Source organism: Halogeometricum sp. CBA1124 (assembly GCF_009741955.1).
Taxonomy (GTDB): domain Archaea; phylum Halobacteriota; class Halobacteria; order Halobacteriales; family Haloferacaceae; genus Halogeometricum; species Halogeometricum rufum.
The window spans coordinates 1-21,605 of record NZ_WPCD01000039.1 but is presented as its reverse complement, the minus strand read 5'-3'; the positions used below and the strand labels follow the sequence as shown (position 1 = coordinate 21,605).

General features: G+C 69.5%; 22 protein-coding genes and 6 pseudogenes. 14 read left to right on the top strand and 14 right to left on the bottom strand.

The window, feature by feature from the left end; all coding sequences use genetic code 11:
• Nucleotides 1-221 (bottom strand): SDR family NAD(P)-dependent oxidoreductase (locus GJ632_RS07540; RefSeq protein ID WP_191452567.1); only part of this gene is annotated, 221 nt, incomplete at its 3' end.
• 192 nt (nt 222-413) lie between these two features.
• Here GJ632_RS07540 and rpiA point away from each other — a divergent pair.
• A pseudogene (gene rpiA, locus GJ632_RS07535) lies at nt 414-1,104 on the top strand (ribose-5-phosphate isomerase RpiA).
• Here the strand turns inward: rpiA and GJ632_RS07530 are convergent.
• From GJ632_RS07530 to GJ632_RS07520, 3 genes are all read right to left on the bottom strand, one after another.
• On the bottom strand, nt 1,101-1,502 hold the full coding sequence (locus GJ632_RS07530; protein ID WP_191452566.1) for a hypothetical protein: 402 nt from the start codon (nt 1,500-1,502) through the stop codon (nt 1,101-1,103). The pseudogene rpiA and the gene GJ632_RS07530 overlap by 4 nt on opposite strands.
• 1 nt (nt 1,503) lies before the next feature.
• Nucleotides 1,504-1,908, bottom strand: a complete 405-nt coding sequence (locus GJ632_RS07525; RefSeq protein ID WP_191452565.1) for a hypothetical protein — start codon at nt 1,906-1,908, stop codon at nt 1,504-1,506.
• An 82-nt stretch (nt 1,909-1,990) separates the two neighbouring features.
• Nucleotides 1,991-2,158 carry a DUF1931 family protein gene (locus GJ632_RS07520; protein WP_006055446.1) on the bottom strand — a complete coding sequence of 56 codons (168 nt, stop codon included), beginning with the start codon at nt 2,156-2,158 and terminating at the stop codon, nt 1,991-1,993.
• Between the two features lie 233 nt (nt 2,159-2,391).
• Between GJ632_RS07520 and larB the strand changes: the two genes are divergently transcribed.
• The 3 genes and pseudogenes from larB (at nt 2,392) to GJ632_RS22010 (ending at nt 4,727) form a co-directional block, all read left to right on the top strand.
• Nucleotides 2,392-3,180: a nickel pincer cofactor biosynthesis protein LarB gene (gene larB, locus GJ632_RS07515; protein WP_191452564.1), complete on the top strand. Its 789-nt coding sequence runs from the start codon at nt 2,392-2,394 to the stop codon at nt 3,178-3,180.
• A gap of 461 nt (nt 3,181-3,641) precedes the next feature.
• Nucleotides 3,642-4,457: pseudogene (surE, locus tag GJ632_RS07510) on the top strand (5'/3'-nucleotidase SurE); the annotation flags it as partial.
• Between the two features lie 24 nt (nt 4,458-4,481).
• Nucleotides 4,482-4,727: a GIY-YIG nuclease family protein gene (locus GJ632_RS22010; RefSeq protein WP_089804002.1), complete on the top strand. Its 246-nt coding sequence runs from the start codon at nt 4,482-4,484 to the stop codon at nt 4,725-4,727.
• Nucleotides 4,728-4,730: 3 nt separating this feature from the next.
• Here GJ632_RS22010 and GJ632_RS07505 read toward each other — a convergent pair whose 3' ends face one another.
• Nucleotides 4,731-5,291: an NADPH-dependent FMN reductase gene (locus GJ632_RS07505; protein WP_191452562.1), complete on the bottom strand. Its 561-nt coding sequence runs from the start codon at nt 5,289-5,291 to the stop codon at nt 4,731-4,733.
• A 113-nt stretch (nt 5,292-5,404) separates the two neighbouring features.
• On the opposite strand from GJ632_RS07505, the pseudogene GJ632_RS07500 reads away from it, so the two are divergent.
• Nucleotides 5,405-6,777: pseudogene (locus GJ632_RS07500) on the top strand (phosphoglucomutase/phosphomannomutase family protein).
• Here the strand turns inward: GJ632_RS07500 and GJ632_RS07495 are convergent.
• Together GJ632_RS07495 and GJ632_RS07490 are read right to left on the bottom strand one after the other, a co-directional pair.
• Nucleotides 6,770-7,216, bottom strand: coding sequence for a GNAT family N-acetyltransferase (locus GJ632_RS07495; RefSeq protein WP_343161080.1), 447 nt, complete (start codon nt 7,214-7,216; stop codon nt 6,770-6,772). The pseudogene GJ632_RS07500 and the gene GJ632_RS07495 sit on opposite strands and share 8 nt — an antisense overlap.
• A gap of 9 nt (nt 7,217-7,225) precedes the next feature.
• Nucleotides 7,226-7,432, bottom strand: coding sequence for a ubiquitin-like small modifier protein 2 (locus tag GJ632_RS07490; RefSeq protein WP_089806935.1), 207 nt, complete (start codon nt 7,430-7,432; stop codon nt 7,226-7,228).
• Nucleotides 7,433-7,526: 94 nt separating this feature from the next.
• On the opposite strand from GJ632_RS07490, the gene GJ632_RS07485 reads away from it, so the two are divergent.
• Nucleotides 7,527-8,513 (top strand): replication factor C small subunit, encoded by a 987-nt coding sequence (locus GJ632_RS07485; RefSeq protein ID WP_089804005.1) that lies wholly within the window; start codon nt 7,527-7,529, stop codon nt 8,511-8,513.
• Nucleotides 8,514-8,522: 9 nt separating this feature from the next.
• Here GJ632_RS07485 and GJ632_RS07480 read toward each other — a convergent pair whose 3' ends face one another.
• Both GJ632_RS07480 and GJ632_RS07475 read right to left on the bottom strand, forming a co-directional pair.
• Entirely contained in the window at nt 8,523-10,850 is a 2,328-nt protein-coding gene (locus GJ632_RS07480) for a GAF domain-containing sensor histidine kinase (protein ID WP_197427931.1), read from the bottom strand.
• Nucleotides 10,851-10,979: 129 nt separating this feature from the next.
• Nucleotides 10,980-11,468, bottom strand: a complete 489-nt coding sequence (locus GJ632_RS07475; protein WP_089804009.1) for a TspO/MBR family protein — start codon at nt 11,466-11,468, stop codon at nt 10,980-10,982.
• A gap of 158 nt (nt 11,469-11,626) precedes the next feature.
• Between GJ632_RS07475 and alaS the strand changes: the two are divergent.
• From alaS to GJ632_RS07455, 4 genes and pseudogenes are all read left to right on the top strand, one after another.
• Nucleotides 11,627-14,393: pseudogene (gene alaS / locus GJ632_RS07470) on the top strand (alanine--tRNA ligase).
• A 171-nt stretch (nt 14,394-14,564) separates the two neighbouring features.
• A complete protein-coding gene (locus tag GJ632_RS07465; protein ID WP_191452560.1) occupies nt 14,565-15,158 on the top strand; it encodes a hypothetical protein in 594 nt (197 codons plus the stop codon).
• Nucleotides 15,159-15,214: 56 nt separating this feature from the next.
• Nucleotides 15,215-15,991, top strand: a complete 777-nt coding sequence (locus GJ632_RS07460) for an alpha/beta fold hydrolase (protein ID WP_197427930.1) — start codon at nt 15,215-15,217, stop codon at nt 15,989-15,991.
• Nucleotides 15,992-16,075: 84 nt separating this feature from the next.
• Nucleotides 16,076-16,780: a type 1 glutamine amidotransferase gene (locus tag GJ632_RS07455; RefSeq protein ID WP_191452559.1), complete on the top strand. Its 705-nt coding sequence runs from the start codon at nt 16,076-16,078 to the stop codon at nt 16,778-16,780.
• Between the two features lie 73 nt (nt 16,781-16,853).
• Here the strand turns inward: GJ632_RS07455 and GJ632_RS25250 are convergent, their stop codons facing one another.
• Complete coding sequence (locus GJ632_RS25250) at nt 16,854-17,249, bottom strand: hypothetical protein (protein WP_343161082.1); 396 nt, start codon at nt 17,247-17,249, stop codon at nt 16,854-16,856.
• A 74-nt stretch (nt 17,250-17,323) separates the two neighbouring features.
• Between GJ632_RS25250 and GJ632_RS25245 the strand changes: the two genes are divergently transcribed.
• Nucleotides 17,324-17,557, top strand: a complete 234-nt coding sequence (locus GJ632_RS25245) for a hypothetical protein (RefSeq protein WP_343161081.1) — start codon at nt 17,324-17,326, stop codon at nt 17,555-17,557.
• Here GJ632_RS25245 and GJ632_RS25240 read toward each other — a convergent pair.
• The 3 genes and pseudogenes from GJ632_RS25240 to GJ632_RS23265 form a co-directional block, all read right to left on the bottom strand.
• A pseudogene (locus tag GJ632_RS25240) lies at nt 17,476-17,715 on the bottom strand (hypothetical protein); the annotation flags it as partial. The gene GJ632_RS25245 and the pseudogene GJ632_RS25240 sit on opposite strands and share 82 nt — an antisense overlap.
• A complete protein-coding gene (locus GJ632_RS25235) occupies nt 17,609-18,085 on the bottom strand; it encodes a M20/M25/M40 family metallo-hydrolase (RefSeq protein WP_343161079.1) in 477 nt (158 codons plus the stop codon). The gene GJ632_RS25235 and the pseudogene GJ632_RS25240, both read right to left, overlap by 107 nt.
• On the bottom strand, nt 17,992-18,282 hold the full coding sequence (locus GJ632_RS23265; RefSeq protein ID WP_231751397.1) for a hypothetical protein: 291 nt from the start codon (nt 18,280-18,282) through the stop codon (nt 17,992-17,994). The genes GJ632_RS25235 and GJ632_RS23265 overlap by 94 nt, the downstream gene beginning before the upstream one ends.
• 172 nt (nt 18,283-18,454) lie before the next feature.
• Here GJ632_RS23265 and GJ632_RS07445 point away from each other — a divergent pair, with 172 nt between their 5' ends.
• Complete coding sequence (locus tag GJ632_RS07445) at nt 18,455-19,618, top strand: acyl-CoA dehydrogenase family protein (protein WP_191452558.1); 1,164 nt, start codon at nt 18,455-18,457, stop codon at nt 19,616-19,618.
• 240 nt (nt 19,619-19,858) lie between these two features.
• Nucleotides 19,859-20,149, top strand: coding sequence for a hypothetical protein (locus GJ632_RS07440; protein ID WP_191452557.1), 291 nt, complete (start codon nt 19,859-19,861; stop codon nt 20,147-20,149).
• Nucleotides 20,150-20,234: 85 nt separating this feature from the next.
• On the opposite strand, the gene GJ632_RS07435 is transcribed toward GJ632_RS07440, so the two are convergent.
• Nucleotides 20,235-20,717, bottom strand: a complete 483-nt coding sequence (locus GJ632_RS07435) for a cupin domain-containing protein (RefSeq protein ID WP_191452568.1) — start codon at nt 20,715-20,717, stop codon at nt 20,235-20,237.
• Nucleotides 20,718-21,056: 339 nt separating this feature from the next.
• On the opposite strand from GJ632_RS07435, the pseudogene GJ632_RS07430 reads away from it, so the two are divergent.
• Nucleotides 21,057-21,605 (top strand): annotated as a pseudogene (locus GJ632_RS07430) (surface glycoprotein); the annotation flags it as partial.

The window sequence follows — 21,605 nt, the reverse complement described above, 5'->3', positions numbered from 1 at the left end:
CAGATACTCCGCGACGCGTCGCGGACCTCGGCGGGTCGCGTGAGGTCCGTCGGGACGGCGAGTCCCGCCCCCGGCCCCTCGTCCAGTTCGTCGGCGAGCGATTCGACGTACGACGCGGAGCGTGCCAGAAGCGCGACGGCACAGCCCTCCGCGGCGAATCGGCGGGCGATGGACGCTCCGAGTCCGGGTCCGACACCGGCGACGACGGCGACGTGTGTCATGGCCGTCACGTGGGCCGCCGGGGGCAAAACGGTGACTGCGACCGACGCGGTGGTGACGAGAGCGACGACGGCGACGAGAGCGACGACGGCGACGAGAGCGACGACGGCGACGAGAGCGACGACGGCGACGAGAGCGACGGTCGGCCACCGGAGAGCGCAAGGTTTGTGCGCCCCTGTCGCGACGCCACGGGTATGAAGACGACGGGCGGCACGGACGACCAGAAGCGCCGTGCGGCCGAACGCGCCGCCGAACTCGTTTCCTCGGGCGCGACGGTCGGCCTCGGCACCGGAAGCACCGCCGCGTTCGCCATCCGCGCCCTCGGCCGGGCCGTCGCCGACGGCGCAGACGTGCGCGGCGTCGCCACCTCGTTCGCCTCGCGCGAACTCGCCCGCGAGGTGGGGATTCCGCTCGTCTCGCTGGACGAGGTGTCGACGGTGGACGTCGCCATCGACGGCGCGGACCAACTCGACGCCGACCTGAACCTGATAAAGGGCGGCGGCGCGGCCCACGCCCGCGAGAAGATAGTCGACGCGATGGCCGACCGGTTCGTCGTCGTCGCCGACCCCTCGAAGGTGACCGAGACGCTCGACCGGACGGTGCCGCTGGAAGTGCTCCCCGACGCCCGCACCGCCGTCGCCGCGCGCGTCGAGACGCTCGGCGGCGAGGCGACGCTTCGGCGGGCCGACCGGAAGGACGGCCCCGTCGTCACCGACAACGGCAACCTCGTCCTCGACTGCGCGTTCGGCGCGTCGCCGCGACCCCGCGTCGCTGGCGACGGACCTCTCGGCGACGCCCGGCGTCGTCGAACACGGCCTGTTCGTCGGCGTCGCCGACGAGGCGTACGTCGGCACCGACGACGGCGTGGACGTGCGACGACCCTAATCGCGGAGCGCTCGGAGCGTCGCCACGAGGTCCTCGGCGTCGTCGACGGCGTCGGCGCGGGCGTCGAGTCTCGACCACGGGAGCGCTCGCCGGCGACGGAGGACCACGGCGTCGGCCGTCCGGTCGACCGCCGCGATGCGGTCCCACTCGTAGAACACCACCGTCCCGCTCGACTCGACGGCGACGCCGTTCCGATAGGCCGCGACGTCCGCGGGCGGCGCGCGCTGGCGGCGGTTCCCACGAGTCCGCCGGTGAGTCCGCCGAGCAGCGTCGTCAGCGAGGACGCCTCGGGCACGACGGTGACCGAGACGACGAGGGAGGCGACGACGGCGGCGACGCCGACGCCGCCGACGAGACGCGGCTTCCGCCACCACGTCGTCGGCGGCCGCGCCTCCCACGTCACGACGGGGGACTCGCCCGCCGTCGCCCGCGCGGCGTGTTCGCTCGCGGCGGCACCCCAGGCGAACGCGCCGCCGAAGAACGCGGTGCCGACGCCGACGCCGCCACCGCGACCACTCGGCCGTGCGACTCGCCGCCGAGCAGTACCGCCGCGAGCAACGCGACGGCGAGGGCCACCGGGGCCCAGACGAGGCCGAGACCGAGACGCGACCGACCGACTCGCGCGGCGGTGTCGTCGGTACCGAGGGCGTAGCCGACGCCACCGGCGAGAAGCGACCCGCCGACGGCGGCGGTGAGGCGGGGGAGGGTCGCGTCCGCGACGACGAGAAACGCGACGGTCGGAGTCGCGACGATGGCGACGGCGAACGCGGCGAGGGAGAGGGCGAATCTGCGCGTGCGGGACACAGACGACGGTCGGCGTCGCGACTGGTAGACCTGCCGGTGGCGGGTCGTCGCGTCCAAAGAAAATTGGATTGGGGTAACCGGCTTACAGGTCGCGGGGCTGGACCGTCTTCCGGTCGTTCTCTTCCGCACGGCGGGCGGCGTCTTCGAGCAGTTCCTTCACTTCCTCGTCGAGCGCGTCGTAGAAGTCAGAAGCGACGTTCTTGTCGTTGAGCGCTTCCTTGACGGCTGCCTTGACAATAAGGTCTGCCATACAGACACCCCTTCTAAGGCCTACTTAATAAGATTTCCCAAATCGGCCGCCTCTCCGCCCATATCGGTAGGATATGGCCTTTCGGTGGGGACGGATTTATATAGAGGGAGTTCACATACGTGGGGGCACATCGTTCGTGCCGTTCTCCGGCCCCGAGACGCCCGTGAGTCGCCGTTTCGGCGTCGTCGGCCCAAAGCGATAGGTAGGTGGGGAACCGGCGCGAACGCACGCCCATGCGAGATATTCTAGAGGCCGTCGCGGCGGGCGACCTCGACCCGGCCGTCGCGGAGGCGCGCCTCTCGGGTTACACGACGACCGGCGCCGGACGGTTCGACGCGGCGCGCGAGACGCGACGCGGCGTCCCCGAAGCCATCCTCGCGGAGGGGAAGACGGCGGAGGAGGCGGCGACGCTCGCGGTGGCGGCCGTGCGGTCCACCGGACGCGCCATCCTCACCCGCGCGGCGGACGACCACGTGAGCGCCGTCGTGGACGCCCTCGACGACGCCGTCGCGTTCGACAGAGACGACCGCGCGCGAACGCTCGTCGCGCACGCCCCCGACTTCGACCCGCCGGACCTCTCGGCGACGGTGGGCGTCGTCACCGGCGGCACCTCCGACGCCGAGGCGGCCGGCGAGGCGGCGGTCATCTTAGAAGAGATGGGTGCGACCGTCACCCGCGTCGAGGACGTGGGCGTGGCGCACCTCGGACGCGTCCTCGACCACCTCGATACCCTCCGCGACGCGGACGTACTGATCGTCGCCGCGGGCCGCGAGGGCGCACTCCCGACGGTGGTCGCGGGACTCGTGGACACGCCCGTCATCGGCCTTCCGGTGTCCACGGGGTACGGTCACGGCGGCGCGGGCGAGGCGGCCCTCGCGGGGATGCTCCAGTCGTGTACGGTCATCTCGACGGTCAACGTCGACGCCGGGTTCATCGCGGGCGCGCAGGCCGGTCTCGTCGCACGCGCGGTCAGCGACGCTCGGACCGAAACCGACGAGCCGACCGGCGCGGACGACGCCTGAGGCGGGGTGACGCTCCGGCGCGTCTGCACGACCGCTCGTGACTCCGCGCGCAACACGTACGTCCGGTTTCGAACCACATTTGTGGACGATTCGGTGTCCCTCGCGCACGCGCGCGAAGCCCTATATGGGTGGGATTCGTACACGTGTTACCGGCACATGTGGTGGCTGCCGGATTCAACCATGCCAACTTGCGACCACTGCGGGTCGCACGTGTCTGAACGCTTCGCGCGCGTGTTCACCGACGGTGAAGGGCGACTGCTCGCCTGCACCAACTGCTCGGCGAACGCGGGTATCGCGGAGGTCGCACGACAACGAACCCGCACTGCATGACCACTGAAGCGGACGAAGACCACCACGCGAAGCCGTATCCTTCGAACCGACCGGCGTGAGACCACGCGACCGGTCGTTTCTCCGCGAGACCAGAAACGCTACGTAGCACCCCGAGAACGCTCCACTATTCGATGAGCGACGGATACACCATCCTCCTGACGAACGACGACGGTATCGACGCTCCGGGAATCGCCACGCTCCGCGAGGAACTCACCTCCCTCGGCGACGTGACCGTCGTCGCGCCCGACGGCAACCAGAGCGGCGTCGGCCGCACCCGCAACCACACCGCCGTCGTCCGCGACCACCCGTGGGGGTACGCCCTCGCGGGGACGCCCGCCGACTGCGTCGCCTACGGCCTCCGCGGACTGGACGCGGACTTCGACGTGGTCGTCGCCGGCGTCAACGACGGACCGAACGCCGGCAACTACGTCGTCGGTCGGTCCGGCACCGTCGGCGCGGGTATCGAAGCCGCGTTCCTCGGGACGCCCGCACTCGCCATCTCCGCGTACCACTCGACGGACTTCTTCCTCTCGCCGCCCGAGGAGTACGACTTCGGCCGGCCCGCCCGCGTCGCCGTCGGCCTGGTCGAACGCGCCCTCTCGGCCGGCGTCTACGACGACGTGGACCTGTTGAACGTGAACGCGCCCGTCGACTCGCCGCACCCGCCGGTGATGCTGACCGAACCGCACCACGACTACGGCCAGCAGGTCGAACCCGTCGAGGACGACGAACTCGGGCCGGACGAACGCCGCGTCGAACTCAACGACCGGACGTGGCCCGACGCCGTCGGCTGGGAGAACCCGTTCCCCCTCGCGGAGACGCACCGCGACCGGTACCCCGTCGGCTCGGACCGCCGCGCGATGGTGGACGCCGCCGTCAGCGTGTCGCCGCTGACCGTGAGCCACGGCGTCGCCGACAGCGCCCGCCTCGCGGACGTGGTGGAGACGTCGAGGTGGAGTGAGGCCGCGGCGATGGGCGACCACTACGTCTACGTCCTCCGCTGTGCGGACGACACCCTCTACACCGGGTACACGACGGACGTGGCGCGGCGCGTCGAGGAACACGACGCGGGCGAGGGCGCGAAGTACACCCGCGGCCGGACGCCGGTCGAACTGGTGCACAGGGAGTCGTTCGACTCGCGGTCGGCGGCGATGTCGCGCGAGTACGAGATAAAGCAGTTGTCCCGGCGGGCGAAAGAGCGGTTGGTCGAGGGCTGACGCTCAGTCGTCCGCGCAGGCGGCCCGCGCCGTCTCCGGGTGGAGGCGTCGCGCCTCCTCGACGACGGACTCGGCCAACGAGACGAGGCGCCGGCGCACGTCCTCGTCGGTGAGTTCGTCGCCGTCGTAGACGTTGTACGCGCCGCGGACGCCGACCTGTTCGGGGACGACGCGGCCGTGGACGCCGCGGATGGTGCTCCGCATGTGTTCGAGCGTCGCGCCGTAGGACCCGCCGCCCGCGGTGGCCACCAGTCCGACGGCGGTGTCCTCGAACTCGTCCTTGGAGCAGTAGTCGTGGAAGTTGCGGAACGTCGAGGAGTAGGACCCGTGGTAGACGGGCGACCCGACGACGACGCCGTCCGCCTCGCGGACGAGTCGTGTCAGCCGTTCGGATTCGCCCTGTTCGTCTCTGTCCGGGTGGTAGAGGGGGAGGTCCACGGCGCCCAAGTCGAGCATCGTCGTCTCGGCGCCGGCGTCGCGCGCGGCGTCGAGCACGATTTCGAGCGACCGCTTGGTGTAACTCCCCTCGCGTCTGCTCCCGCAGACGGCCACGATTCGCGTCATCGTCCGGAGAGGGGGGACCGACGAGCAAAAGCCCGTTGGCTCCCGCCGAGCGGCCGGTTCCGTCGCCCCGTTCGCGGCGTACCTTTTTGACCGACGGCGGCGCACGTCTCCGCATGGACGCTATCTCCTTCGGGACCGACGGGTGGCGCGCGACGCTGGACACGTTCACGGACGACCGGGTCCGAATCGTGGGACAGGCCGTCGCCGACTATCTCACAGACGAGGGGTTCGACGCGCCCGTCTTCGTCGGCTACGACGCGCGGGACACCTCGCTCGGGTTCGCCGAGTCGCTGGCGGAGGTGCTGTCGGGCAACGGCTTCGACGTCCTCCTTCCGGACCGCGACCGACCGACGCCGCTCGTCGCCTACGCCATCGCCGACCGCGGCCTCTCGGGCGCGTTGATGGTAACGGCGTCGCACAACCCGCCGGAGTACAACGGCGTGAAGTTCATCCCCTCGGACGGCGCGCCCGCCCTCCCCGAGGTGACGGAGGCCATCGAGGAACGCCTCGCCGAACCCGACCTGCTCCCCGAGTCCGAACACGGGACCGTCGAGGAGGTGGACATCGTCACGCCGCACTTCGAGCACGCCCGCGAACTGGTGGACGCCGACCTCTCGGGACTCACCGTCGTCTACGACGCCATGCACGGGTCGGGGCGCGGCGTCACCGACGCCCTCCTCGAATCGGCGGGCGCCGAGGTCATCAGCATCCGCGGGGACCGCGACCCCGAGTTCGGCGGGTCGCCGCCGGAACCGAGCGCCGAGAACCTCGAACGGTTGGTCGAACGGGTCCGCGAGGAGGACGCTGACCTCGGCGTCGCCAACGACGGCGACTCCGACCGCGTGGCGTTCGTCACGCCCGAACGCGGCCACCTCGACGAGAACCTGTTCTTCGCCGCCGCGTACGACTACCTCCTCGCCGACGACAGCGGTCCGGCCATCCGAACCGTCTCGACGACGTTCCTCATCGACCGCATCGCCGAGGCGCACGGCGAGGAGGTGTTCGAGACGGCTGTCGGCTTCAAGTGGGTCGCCGACGCGATGAAGGAACACGACGCGCTGATGGGCGGCGAGGAGTCCGGCGGCTTCTCCATCCGCGGGCACGTCCGCGAGAAGGATGGCGTCCTGATGGGACTGCTCGGCGCGGCCGCGGCCGTCGCCGAACCGATGGACGAACGCGTGGACCGACTCCTCGACACCCACGCGACATCGTCGCCGACAAGATAAGTCTCGACTGCCCCGACGCCGAGAAACAGCGCGTCATCGACGAACTGGACGACGAACTCCCCGAACAGGTCGCGGGACGGGACATCGAGAAAGTCGTCACCCTCGACGGCTTCAAACTCCTGCTGGAGGACGGGTCGTGGCTCCTCGCCCGCCCCTCGGGGACGGAGCCGAAGATGCGCGTCTACGCCGAGGCGTCCAGCGAGGAGGCCGTCCGCGAACTCCTCGACGCGGGCCGCGAACTGGTCGCGCCGCTCATCTGAGGACGCCGCGGCACCGGCCATCGGTCGGGGGGTCGTCGTCACCCACGGCGTCGTCCCCTCCGCCGTCCCCGCCGTCGTCCGCCCCCTCCGTAGCGGGCGCTATCTCGAACCCGAGCGACTCGTAGAACGGGCGGACCTGCCGCCGAAACGTGGCCGTCAGCGGTCCGTTCGTCTCCGTCGCGGCCGCCTCGACCAGTCGCCGGCCGATGCCCCGCGCCCGTCGAGAGCGATGCACCGCTATCTGGGCTATCTCCGTCGCCGCGCCCCGGTCTGCGAGGACGCAGACGCCGACGACGCGGCCGTCAGCCTCGGCGACGAGGACGCCCCCGCGGTCGATTCGGTCGCGGACGCGGTCGGCGTCGACTTCGAGCATCGCGGCGTCGAGCAGTTCGACGGCGCGTCCGTGGTCGTCGGGCCGGGCACGACGTATCTCGGTCACGCCGCCGCCTCACTCTGCTCCGCCCTTGATGAGGCGGAGAATCTTCACCCGGTCGGTGGCGACGGGTTGGTCCTCGGGAACGGGCGACCCGTCGACGAGGACGGACACCTCGTGGGGGCTGAGGTCCACCGCCCGAATCAGGTCGGCGTACGTGTCGTCGTCGCCGACGCTGACCTCGCGGGTGTCCTCGCCGACGACTTCGACGGTGACGTGCATGGCCGCCTCTCCGCCCGCCGCGGGTTTCTCGGTTTCGCTCCGGTCGGCGGCGCAACGCGGGTGCTTTATCACCCGCCGGGACCGTGTGCAGCGTATGAGCGAGGCCGCGGACGCGGAGGACGCCCCCACGGGTCGCGAGATATGGATCGAGAAGTACCGACCGCAGACGCTGGACGACGTGTACGGGCAGGAGGACATCGTCGACAGACTCCGCTCGTACATCGAACAGGACGACCTGCCGCACCTGCTGTTCGCGGGCCCGGCGGGCGTCGGCAAGACCACCTCCGCGACGGCCATCGCCCGCGCCATCTACGGCGACGACTGGCGCGGCAACTTCCTCGAACTCAACGCCTCGGACGAACGCGGCATCGATGTGGTGCGCGACCGAATCAAGAACTTCGCGCGCTCGTCGTTCGGCGGCTTCGACTACCGCGTCATCTTCCTCGACGAGGCGGACTCTCTCACCTCGGACGCGCAGTCGGCCCTGCGCCGGACGATGGAGCAGTTCTCCGACAACACGCGCTTCATCCTCTCGTGTAACTACTCCTCGAAGATAATCGACCCCATCCAGTCGCGGTGTGCGGTGTTCCGCTTCTCGCCCCTCGGGGACGACGCCGTGGCCGAACAGGTGCGCGACATCGCCGCGGCCGAGGACATCGAACTCACCGAGGACGGACTCGACGCCCTCGTCTACGCCGCCGGCGGCGACATGCGCCGCGCCATCAACTCCCTGCAGGCGGCGGCGACGACGGGCGAGGTGGTGGACGAGGAGGCCGTCTACCTCATCACCTCGACGGCTCGCCCCGAGGACATCGAGGCGATGGTCCAGTCGGCCATCGACGGCGACTTCCTCGCCGCCCGGTCGAAACTGGAGACGCTCCTCGTCGACACCGGGATGGCCGGCGGCGACATCATCGACCAACTGCACCGGTCGGTGTGGGACTTCGACCTGGACGAACGCACGACGGTCCGCCTGATGGAGCGCATCGGCGAGGCGGACTACCGCATCACCGAGGGGGCGAACGAGCAGGTGCAACTGGAGGCGCTGCTCGCGTCGTTGGCCGCCGCGACCGACGAGTAACGAGTCGGTTCAGTCGGCTCGGAACTCGAACCGCGCGCCGCCGTCGGCGCTCTCGGTCACCGACACGTCCCAGTCGTGCGCCTCCGCGATGCGCGAGACGATGGTGAGACCGTAGCCGATGCCGTCGCCGCCGGTGGTCTCGCCGGGGTCGAACACCGACTCGCGGCGGTCCTCGTCGATGCCGGGGCCGTCGTCTTCGACGTAGAACCCCCGCTCGCCGTCCAACGGACCGACGCGAATCGTGACGCCGCCGCTCGTGTCGCCGTGTTCGACGGCTTCGTCGGCCGCCGGCCGACTGCTCGTGGAGCCATGCTCCACGCTGTCACCGGACGACGTCCGGTTGCTCGTGGAACTGTGTTCCACGCCGTCTCCGGGAGGAGAGCGACCGGAGGTACGTCGAGCGCCGTGCTCGACCGAGTTCCGAAACAGGTTCCCGAGCAGTTCGGCCAGACGCTCGTCGTCGGCCTCGACCGTCGCGGTGGCGCTCTCCAGCGTCGCGTCTTCGGTCTCGACGGTGTCCCACGCCCGACGGGCGACCGCCGCCACGTCCACGGGGGTCGTCTCGCCGACGACTTCGCCCTGCCGCGCCAGCGACAGCAGGTCGTCGATGAGTCGTTCCATCTTGTTCAACGCGTCCGCCACCGCTTCGAACGACTCCTCGCGGTCCGTCTCGCGTGCCAGTTCGAGGTGTCCCTGCGCCACCGCGAGGGGGTTCCGCAGGTCGTGGCTCACGATGTTGGCGAACTCCTCCAACCGCTGGTTCTGCCGTCTCAGCTCCGACTCGCGCTCTTTCCGCTCGGTGATGTCGGTGTAGAGCGCGTACCCCACGCCGTCGGCGGCGTCGGGGTCGAGTGGGACGACGTTGAGGATGAACTCGCGCCGGTCGCCGTTCGCGAGTCGCTGCACCTCGCAGCGCCGTCGCTCCCCCGCCGCGACGCTCAATTCCGGGGGGTCCGTCTCGTCGTCGGGGACGATTTCGGCGACGAGGTCCTCGCCGATGACGTCCACACCGCACCGGGCGAACCGCTCCTCGAAGGCGTGATTGACGCTCTGGACCGACGCGACGCACGCGCCCTCGTCCACCTGATAGGCGACGGCGGCGTCGGAGACGTGTTCGAACAGGGCGGTCGAGCGGTCGCGTTCCTCGCGGAGGTCCTCCTCGGCGCGGATTCGCTCGGCGGTCACGGCGACGTGCGCCATCAGGAGTTCGGTGAGTTCCGCGTCCGTCTCGTCGAACGCGTGCGGCGTGTACGCGGCGGCCTGAAACACCGCGAAGTCGCCGATTGGGACGCTCAGCCCCGACCGATAGGTGTCCTTCGCCGGTTCGGCGTCGTCGGCCTCGGCCATGTCCGTGACGAGACGCGTCTCCTGCGTTCGGTAGACGGCGGCGGCGACGCCGCCGTCTTCGAGCGACTTGACCTCCGCGCCGTCCTCGGGGAACCCCTCCGACATCGCGGCGGGGACGATGAAGCCGTCGTCGACGACGCCGACGTAGCTCAGGTCGAACGAGAGAATCTCGTCGGTGACCGCGACGGTTCGCTCGAACAGTTCGTCGATGTCGGTGACGGCGGCGAGTTCGACCGTGCCGCGGTGGAGCGCTTCGACGCGGCTTCGGCTCTCCCGAAGCGCCGCCTCGGACTCGATTCGTGCGGCCGTCTCGGCGACGTAGGAGACGAGCAGTTCCGCGAGGCGGCGGTCCGTCTCGTCGAACGCGTTCACGTCCGTCGAGATGGCCTGAAACACCCCGACGTCGCCGATGGGCACGCTGACGACCGACCGGAACCCCGGGTCGGCGGGGTCGGCCACGTCGCTGTCTCGGACGTCGTCGAGGCGGAACGATTCGCCCGTCCGGTGCGTCTCACCGACGAGTCCCCTGTCGTAGTCGATTCGGTCGTCGTCGTCGAAGTCGTCGTCGGTGGCGCGGACGTGGAAGCCGTCGCCGGCGTCGGTGCAGACGACGGAGTTGTCGAACGCGAGGATGCGGTCGGCGATGTCGAGCGTCTTGTCCAACAGTTCGTCGGTCGTCTCGGCCGAGATGAGTCTCGAACTCCCCTCGTAGAGTCGTCTGAGCCTCGTCTCGTGGGCCGCCACGCCGTCGGCCCGCGCCGCGAGCCAGCGGAGTTGCGTGCGGAGCGATTCCTCGTCGCCCCGCCGCACGAACGCGTCGAACCGCTCCGGTCGGGGCACCGCCGCCGGGTCGCAGTCGGCGTAGCAGACGACCGGCACGTCGCGTTCGAATTCGCTCGACGGGTCGGTGACGATGGCGACGTCTGCCGGTTCGTCGTCGCCGGCCGGGACGAAGGACCCCGAATCGGACACCAGCGTCAGATGCTCCATTGCCGCCGGGTCGTCCACGGCGAGTCGCAGTTGCTCCAGTCCTCGCACGTCAGTCTGGCTAGAGAACATTCAGGATTCACATAACTGTTGCGGCGCGTTCGTCCGGAACGCGGTGTGATTCCTCACGATTTAGTTCAACACCCAGAACCGATAGTTGAGCGCCGTCGCGAACGCCACCCAGGCGAGGTACGGGAGCATGAGTGCCGCGGCCCGGCGGTCGATGCGGCCGAACAGGGCGGTGACGGCGACGATGGCGAGGAGGAGGGGAACGATGACGACGAGGCCGTACAGCGGCGACTGCAGGCCGAAGAACGCCAGGGACCACGCCACGTTGAGGACGAGGTGGCCGAGGAAGGCGTACAGGGCGACGCGGGCCCGCGGGTGCGAGGACCGGGAGACGAGGAACGCCGCCGTCCCCATCAGGGCGTACAGCGTCGTCCACACCGGACCGAACACCCAGTTCGGCGGCGCGAACGCCGGTTGGACGAGCGTCTGATACCACGTCCCGATGGCCGACGCCGTCGCCACGCCGCCGACGACGCCCGCAAGTTCGGAGAGCAGTACCCACGCCACCCACTCGACCGCGGGGCGTCGCCGGAGAGACTCGCGTAGTTCCATGCGCGCGAGTAGTCGGGCGACGACGTTAGCGGTGTCGGCGGCGGCCGCGCGTCGGACGCTCGTTTCCCGCCCGCGAGTGCGGAAACGATACCGAAATCGTCGGTCCCCGTCCCGCACACCCGGAACTGTTTTACCCGGCCGTGGGTCAATCTGGGGTAATGAGCGAACTCGAAGAGGAGTACCGCCTCGACTATTTCGAGGAGGAGGGGTTCTACCGGAAACAGTGCCCGGTGACCGACGCGTACTTCTGGACGCGGGACCCCGACCGCGAGACGTGTGGGGAACCGCCGGCGGACGACTACTCGTTCATCGACAACCCCGGTTTCGACGAGGAGTACACCCTCGAAGAGATGCGAGAGGAGTTCCTCTCGTTCTTCGAGGAACACGGCCACGAACGCATCGAACCGTACCCGGTCGCGGCCAACCGCTGGCGTGACGACGTGCTCTTGACGCAGGCGTCTATCTACGACTTCCAACCGCTCGTCACCAGCGGACAGACGCCGCCGCCGGCGAACCCGCTCACCATCTCGCAGCCCTGTATCCGGATGCAGGACATCGACAACGTGGGGAAGACGGGCCGGCACACGATGGCGTTCGAGATGATGGCCCACCACGCGTTCAACGCCCGCGAGGAGGTCGGCGACGAGTACGCCTACTCCGGCGAAGTCTACTGGAAGGACGAGACGGTCGAACTCTGCGACGAGTTCTTCGAGCACATGGGCGCGGACCTCGAAGAGATAACGTACATCGAGGACCCGTGGGTCGGCGGCGGCAACGCCGGCCCCGCCTTCGAGGTGCTGTACCGCGGCGCCGAGTTGGCGACGCTCGTCTTCATGTCGATGGAACAGGACCCCGATGGCGAGTACGAGATGAAGGACGGCAACCGGTACTCGCCGATGGACACCTACATCGTCGACACCGGCTACGGCCTCGAACGCTGGGCGTGGGTGTCGCAGGGGACCGCCACCGTCTACGAGGCGGTGTACCCGGACATGATCGAGTTCCTGAAGGAGAACGCCAACCTCACCCTCACCGACGACGAGGAGGAACTCGTCCACCGCGCCGCGAAACTGTCGGGCTATCTCGACATCGACGAGGTGGAGACGTGTACGAGGCGCGCGTCGACATCGCCGACCAGTTGGGCGTCGACGCCGACGAACTGACGGCTCTGCTCCGTCCCCTCGAAGACATCTACGCCATCGCCGACCACTGCCGGACGCTCGCGTACATGTTCGGCGACGGCATCGTCCCCTCGAACGTCGGGACGGGCTACCTCGCGCGCATGGTCCTCCGTCGGACGAAGCGCCTCGTCGACAACGTGGGCGTCGACGCCCCTCTCGACGAACTCGTGGACATGCAGGCCGAACGCCTCGGCTACGAGAACCGCGACACCATCCGCGACATCGTGCGGACCGAGGAGCGGAAGTACCGCGAGACGCTCGAACGCGGGACGCGGAAGGTCGAGACGCTCGCCGACGACTACGCCGGCCGCGACGAGCCCATCCCGGTCGAGGAACTCATCGAACTGTACGACTCCCACGGCATCCAACCCGACATGGTCGAGGAGATAGCCGAAGAGCGCGGTGCGCGGGTGGACGTGCCGGACGACTTCTACTCGCTGGTCGCCGACCGACACGAGGGCGAAGGGGCCGCCGAGGCGGCCGAGGAACGCGAGGACCGCCTCTCTGACCTGCCCGACACGGAGAAGCTCTACTACGACGACCAGGAGCGGACCGAGTTCGAGGCCGTCGTCCTCGACGTCCTCGAACGCGAGGCGGGCTACGACGTCGTCCTCGACCAGACGATGTTCTACCCCGAGGGCGGCGGGCAACCGGCCGACCACGGGACGCTCTCGACGGACGACACGACGGTGCAGGTGACGGACGTGCAGATACGCGACGGCGTCGTCCTGCACCGGACTGACGAGGACCCCGGCAAGGGCGAGTTCGTCCGCGGGCAACTCGACGTGGAGCGTCGCCGCCGCCTGATGCGGCACCACACGGCGACGCACGTCGTCGGCTACGCGGCCCGACAGGTGCTCGGCGACCACGTGCGACAGGCCGGGGCACAGAAGGGCACCGACCGCGCCCGCTTCGACATCACCCACTACGAGCGAATCACGCGCGAGGAGGTCAAGCGGATAGAGCAGGTGGCCAACGACGTCGTGATGCGGAACGTCCCGGTGAAACAGGAGTGGCCGGACCGCCACGAAGCGGAGGAGCGGTACGGGTTCGACCTCTATCAGGGCGGCATCCCGCCGGGACAGAACATCCGCGTCATCTCCGTCGGCGACGACGTGCAGGCCTGCGGCGGGACGCACGTCAAGCGGACCGGCGACATCGGCGCCATCAAGGTGCTGACGACCGAACCGGTGCAGGACGGCATCGAACGCGTCGTCTTCGCCGCGGGCGACGCGGCCATCGAGGCGACGCAGCGCACCGAAGACGCCCTCTACGACGCGGCCGAGGTGCTCGACGTGAACCCCGAGGACGTGCCGGACACGGCCGAGCGGTTCTTCACCGAGTGGAAGGAACGCGGCAAGACCATCGACCGGCTGAAGTCCGAACTCGCGGAGGCGCGCGCCGCCGCGGAGACGGAGGAGACGGACGTGAACGGCACGCCCGCCGTCGTTCAGCGACTCGACGGCGACGCCGACGAACTCCGCGCGACGGCCAACGCCATCGTCGGGGAGGGCAAAGTGGCCGTCCTCGGCTCCGCCGCGGGCGGCAGCGCCCAGTTCGTCGTCGGCGTCCCCGACGGCGTGGGCATCACGCGGGCGAAGTCGTCGGTCAACTCGCCTCGCGCGTCGGCGGCGGCGGCGGCGGCCCGCCGGACTTCGCGCAGGGCGGCGGTCCGAACGTCGACGCTCTGGACGACGTGCTGGCGGAGGCGCCGGACGTGCTCCGGCAGGTTCTCGACGCCTGAGGCGTCCCCCCGGGGGGACGCACTTCCGCGGCCGGCGCCCCGGAGGGACGCGCCTCGCCGGCCGACGCCCTCGCGCGGACCATCGATCCTGACGTTCGTTTCGGACCGAACCTCACCGTTTGACGACAGAGCAAGAGTTAAGACTATCTGTTGGATTTCTAAAACAACTGCATGGAGCTCACAGAACGGGTGACGAACGAGACGCGGGACGCCGCCAACGTCCTCGTCCTTCGCCCGCAGTTGCAGTCCGGGTCGGACGCGACGTGCAAGCGACTCCTCGTCGGCGACGAACGCCCCGTTCACCTCCTCGGCATCAGTTTCTCGCGGCCGGCGACCCAGTGGTACGACCACTGGGTGGAAGTCCTCGGCGACGCGCCGGCGGCGGCCGCCGTCGTGACGACGCCGGACTCGTTCGCGGGGGACCCGCCGGACGGCGTCGCCGTCGAGACGGTGTCGAGTCCCGCGGACGCGACGGGCATCGGGATGCAGGTGACGAAGTACCTGAACGACTGGCAGGACGAGGACGCCGCCGTCGTCGTCTCCCTCGACTCGCTGACGCTCGTGCTCCAGTACGTCTCCGTCGAGACGCTCTACCGGTTCCTGCACGTCCTCACGGGCCGTCTGGACGCCGTGGGGGCCACCGGCCTGTTCTTCCTCGACCCGACGACGCAGGACGAGACGACGGTGAACACGCTCAAGACGCTGTTCCACGGCGTCCTCGCGTACGACGCCGACGCGGACGACTGGCGACTGCAGACGCAGTAGCCCGTCGCGGGAGCGCTTGTCGAAGGTATAAGGCCGACCCTCGCCGATTGCCGCGCATGCCTCTGGCTTCGAACGCTGGCGTCTCCTGTTACTACGAACGCGACGGCGACGGCGACCCGGTGGTGTTCGTCGGCGACGCCGGCTACGGCGCGTGGCAGTGGGGGTGGCAACACGCCGCCGTCGCGGGCCCGTACGAGAGCGTCGTCACGGACGTCCGCGGCGCGGGACGGTCGGACGCGCCGGCGGGCCCCTACGCGATGTCGGACCTCGTCGCCGACCTGACGAGCGTCCTCTCAGACGCGGGACTCCGCTCTGCCACCGTCGTCGGCGCGGGACTCGGCGGCGTGGTCGGTCTGGCGGCGGCGCGCACCACCGCGCGCGTCGACCGTCTGGTCTGTCTCGGGTCCGCCGCCTCCGGCGCGGACCTCGCCCTCGAATCGCTCTACGCCCCGCCGAACGACCGCGAGGGACTCGAACGGTCGCTCGCGGCGGCCCTGTCCGACCGGTTCGTCGAGCGCCACCCCGACGCGGTCCGGCAGATGGTCGAGTGGCGCGCCGAGGAGGACGCCGCGCCCGACGCGTGGGAGGCACAAGTTGCCGCTATCCGGGACTACGAACTCGACGCGCCGTACGAGGTGACGGCGCCCACACTGGTCGTCCACGGCACCGCCGACAGCGTCTGGCCCGTCGACCGCGGCCGCGAGTTGGCCGAGGCCCTCCCGCGCGGCGAGTTCGTCGCCGTCGAGGACGCGGGCCACCTCGCGCACGTCGAACGGTCCAAGCGCGTCAACGACGAACTGCTGGGCTTCCTCGCCGACGCCGACGACGAGTAGGCCGCGCGGCACCGATCACCGAGGGAACGGCAATCCCTCGCACGAGCGCAAGTCATTTTTCGTCCCACGTCGTTGGCTCTCACGATGACTCAGGAAACCGGGACACTCCGTTTCGCCTTACTGGACGCCTCACACGGAGACACCAACACGCGACGGAACTTTCGACGGGAACTGGACGCCGACCTGGCGGAGTTCGACGCGACTGAGAGCGAACTGCCGTCGCACTTCGACTTCGACGGCGTGGTCGTCACCGGGTCGCGCGCGTCGGTCTACTGGGACGAGGAGTGGATTCCGCCCCTCGTCGACTACGTCGCCGACGCCGCCGACCGCGACGTGCCGATACTCGGCGTCTGCTACGGTCACCAGGTGGTCGCGGAGGCACTCGGCGGCCGCGTCGAGGACATGGGCGAGTACGAAATCGGCTACCGCGAGGTGTCGCGGACGACGGAGAGCAAACTGTTCGAGGGCATCGACGAGACGTTCACCGTCTTCACGACGCACTCGGACGCCGTCACCGAACTCCCGGCGGGCGCGGAACTCCTCGCGGAGAACGACTACGGCGTCCACGCCTTCCGGAAGGGCCACGCGTGGGGCGTGCAGTTCCACCCCGAGTACGACACCGACACCGCGGAGGCGGTGACGAAGGGCAAGGACCTGCCCGACGAACGGATCCAGTCCGTCCTCGACGGCATCACCGCCGAGAACTACGACGCGGCCTGCGAGGCCAAGCGCCTGTTCGACAACTTCGCCGCCTACGCCCGACGGGTCCGGATGGACGCGGCGGCCTGACCGTCTCGCGGCGGTCTCTCGCTCTCTTTTCGGTCACTCTCCGGTTCTCTCTCGGCCGTCTCCCACTACCGACTCACGAGTTCGTACGGGTCGCGCCGTCGGGGAGCGGACTCTCGTACTCGTGGCTGGCCGACTGTTCCTCGAACTCCGCGCGGGCGCGCCGGCGGAGTTCGTCGTCGGCGATGAGGTCAGCGAGCGTCGCCGCGATGGTCTTCGCCGCGAACTCCATCCCCGCCGTCCCCACCTCCTTGCCGGCCGCGACGGCCTGCCACGAGTGGGCGGGCGTCCCCACGGGCCACGTCGCGGCCGTGAACCGCCCGAGCGGGACGTTCCACGACACGTCGCCCGAGTCCGTCGAGTAGGACCCGGTCTCGTCCTCGTCCGGGGCGTCGATAGGCCGGGTGAACATCGCCGCCTCGCGGGCGGCTTCGCGCTCCGACTCGGGCAGTTCTCCGAGTGCGCCCTCCACGTCGCCGAGCGTCTCGCGGAGTTCCCCCGGCGAACGCGCGCTGGTCGTCGTCCAGCGGGAACTCGGCGCGCTCCATGTTCGCTCGGATGGCGTCGGCGATGGTGTGGTTCGGCAGGACGCCGTACATGCCGGCGGTCTTGGTGGCCTCGACTTCGGTCCGGGTCATCTTCGCGGCCGCCTCGGCGACGTCGCGGACCCACTCGGAGACGCGTTCGACCTCGTCGCGTTCCGGGGCGCGCACGAGGTACTCGACGCTGGCCTCGCCGGGGACGACGTTGGCCGCGGTGCCGCCGTTCCGGACGACGTAGTGGATGCGGACGCGTCGGAGACGTGTTCGCGCATGTACTCGACGCCGGTGTTCATGAGTTGCACCGCGTCGAGCGCGGAGCGCCCCGACTCTGGCGCGGCGGCGGCGTGCGACGTCTCGCCGACGAAGGTGAAGTCGAACGCGTCGTTGGCGAGACACGAACCCTTGCTCGGCGCGTTGTACCAGCGGGGTGCCAGGAGACGATGGCGTCCACGTCGTCGAAGGCGCCGTCACGGACCATGTACACCTTGCCGCCGCCGGCCTCCTCGGCGGGCGTCCCGAAGAAGACGACGGAGCCCGAGAGGTCGCCGCGGTCGATGGCGCGCGCGACGGCGAGTGCGCCGCCGAGGCTCCCGACGCCGAACAGGTTGTGCCCGCAGCCGTGTCCCGGCCCGCCCGGGTCGACCGGGTCGCGTTCGGCCGTCGCTCGCTGACTCATCCCCGGGAGGGCGTCGAACTCGCCCATCGTGCCGACGACGGGGTCCTCGTCGCCGTAGCGGGCGACGAACGCCGTCTCGATGCCGCCCACGCCCGTCTCGATTTCGAACCCCTCCTCGCGCAGGACCGACTGGAGGCGTTCGCTCGACTCGGTCTCCCGCAGGCGACTTCGGGACGCTCCCAGATGTCGCGGGCGACCGTCTTCAGTCGCTCGCGCTCGGACTCGATACTGTCGAACAGCGCCTGTTTCGGGGACTCTCGCTCGCGCTCACGTTCTCGCTCGGACATGTGTCACTCCTTCACAGGACGGGTCAAAAGGGTTCGCCCCCCGGCAGTCGGGTCACTCGGCGACGAGTGCGGTGGAGTCGCCGTCCGAACCGACCGACGAGCGGTCGGGGGTCGGGGCGGCCCGCCGTCGCCGAGCGAACACCTTTTGTCCACCGTCCCCCGCAGTACCATCATGCTCGATTATCTGGGTTTAGAAGAGGACCTCACGGCGGAGGAGCGGATGATTCGAGACGAGGCGCGACGGTTCGTCGAGAGCGAGGTCAAACCCGACATCGGTGAGCACTTCGAGGAGGGGACGTTCCCGATGGACCTGATTCCGCAGATGGGCGAACTCGGCTTCTACGCCCCCACCATCGACGGCTACGGCCTCCCGGGCGTCGGTGACCGCGCGTACGGAATCCTGATGCAGGAGCTAGAGGCCGGCGACTCGGGCATTCGGTCGATGGCGAGCGTGCAGGGCGCACTCGTCATGTACCCCATCGACGCGTTCGGCTCCGAGGAGCAGAAAGAGCGGTGGCTCCCCGAACTCGGCACCGGCGAGGCCGTCGGCTGTTTCGGCCTGACCGAACCCGAACACGGGTCGAATCCCTCGGGGATGGAGACGCGCGCGGAACGGGACGACGACGGCTACGTGCTGAACGGGTCGAAGACGTGGATAACGAACTCGCCCATCGCCGACGTGGCCGTCGTCTGGGCGCGCGACACCTCCGCGGCGAACGCGCCGGTTCGAGGCTTCCTCGTGGAGACGGACCGCGACGGCGTGAGCACGAACAAGATAGACGACAAACTCTCGATGCGCGCGTCCGTCACGGGCGAAATCGGCCTCGACGACGTGTGGGTGCCCGAGGAGGACGTCCTCCCGAACGTCGAGGGGATGAAGGGGCCGCTGTCGTGTCTCACGCAGGCCCGCTACGGCATCTCGTGGGGCGCAGTCGGCGCGGCCCGCGACGCCTTCGAGGACGCCCTCGCCTACGCGAAGGACCGCGACCAGTTCGGCGGGCCCATCGCCCGCTTCCAGATGCAACAGGACAAACTCGCCGAGATGGCGACGCAGATAACGAACGGGCAACTGATGGCGCACCGCCTCGCCGAGATAAAAGAGCGCGGCGACTTGCGTCACCAGCAGGTGTCGATGGCGAAGCGACACAACGTGCGGATGGCGCGCGAGGTGACGCGGACGGCCCGCGAGATGCTCGGCGGCAACGGCATCACCACCGACTACTCGCCGATGCGACACATGGCCAACATCGAGACGGTGTACACTTACGAGGGCACCCACGACATCCACACCCTCGTCCTCGGGGCGGACCTGACTGGCATCCCGGCCTTCGAGTGACTCCGTTCACTCGATTCGGTGGGATGGCAGTCAGCAACCGGGATTCCGGCCTTCGAGTAAACGAGCGGAACGTTCACAGTTTCGAGTAACTCGCTCGAAGAATACGTCCGGACGCGCTTCGAGAGCCTCTCGACGCCGCTCTGCTCGACGAATTTCAGTCTTTGCCGGCCGTGCGCGGAGTGTGCTAATCATACACACAGTTTATAACCGCCGGCCCCTACCACAGACCGGAGGCACACAATGACCGCTTCGGCCCACGACAGTCCGACCGCACTCGACCTCACGAACGAAGAGGCGTGGGCACTCCACGCCGCCCTCCTGGCCAGCGTCGAAGACGCCGTCGAGGAGGGAGAGACCCCGGAACCCGCCGTCACACTCCTCGACCGGGTCGAGGAGGACGACGACTTCGAGCGTGACGAACTGGCGTTCTTCGTGGAGGTGCTCCGGGAGTACGTCGACGGACGGGCGCCGTCGCGGGACCGGCGGCCCGCGCGCAGCGTCATCGACGACATCGAGGCCACACTCGCGTGACGGGGCCGCCGCCCCGCCGCGCACCCGCCCAGTCCCCACTCCGTCTCCCCGACGACGAACCCACACCACTCGTCCCCGAGGCACCTCAGGGTTCGTCGTCCCAGTAGTCCACCGTCTCGTCGCGTTCGAAGTACCCCGACACGACGCGTTCGTCCTCGCCGCCCGGCGGTGACCCCGCGTACACCCCTATCTTCTCCGAGTCGGGATAGACGGTCACGTCCGGGTCCCGCATCGTCGAGACCATCAGGTAGCGAAGCGGTTCGTCGCCGTCGTTGCGGAGTTTGTGCGCGCCCGAGGGGTCCGCGGGGAACGAGAGCAGGTCGCCGGCGCGTATCGACTCCTCGCCGTCGGGCGTTCGGAGCGTCCCCTCTCCGGCGAGGACGTACGCCATCTCCTCGTTGCCCGTGTGGAAGTGGTACGGCCACGACGACTTCCCGGGCGGGAGTTCGTACAGGCTCGCGCCCAGACGGGTCGCCCCGGCCGCGGAACCCAGTTTCTTCCGTCGAAACGTCGTCTCGCCCGCTTCCGTCTCGGTCCAGTCGACGTCGTCCTCGTTGACTCGCGGCATGCTCTCGACGTCGTCCTCGTCTGACAAGTCTCTGTCGAGAAGCTCAAAGTCCGCTATGAGCTTACGAACGGTTTACTCCCGACGCGGGCCACGTCGGAGACGCATGCAGCCCTCCACCAGAACACTCGCACTCGCCGCACTCGCCGTGACCGTCGCGGCGGCCGCCCCCGTCGCGGGAACGGCCACGGCGGCGGGCGAGTCGCCGGCGTCGAGAACGGCATCGTTCAGGTACCCAGCGGAGAGACGGCCGAAGTTCCGGTCTCGGTTCCCGAAGCGAACGGCACCGTCCGCGTCACGATCGGCTCCGAAGCGACCAACTTCGTCGCGCACGCCACGCTCGTGGACGCCGACGGCGACGGCAACGTGACCGTCGCGGTCGATACCGGCGCGGCCGGGACGACGGACGCCGCGTCGTATCTGAGCGTCTCCGACGGCGACGAACTGACGGACGCGACGCAGGAGACCGACCGCCTCTCGTCGCCGATCGCACCGGCCGAGTACGACCTGCGTCTCGGTCCCAGCGACGACCCCGCCGACGAGGCGGCACTCGTCGTCGAGAGCGCATCGTCGTCGCCGCCGACGAACGCCTCCGGTTCGACCGCCGCCGTCGACGGCGACGCGCTGACGTTCGTCGACCCCGTCGTGACCACGGATAGCGGGGCGACGGCCGACGTGACGGTCGCGCTCCCCGGCAGCAACGAGTCGACTCGTCTCACCCTCGGGTCGCAGGAAGCCGGCTTCCTCGCGCACGCGACGGTGGTCGACGCCGACGGCGACGGCAACGTGACCGTCGCGGTCGATACCGGGACGGCCGGGACGACGGACGCCGCGTCGTATCTGAGCGTCTCCGACGGCGACGAACTCGAGAACGCGACGCAGGAGACCGAC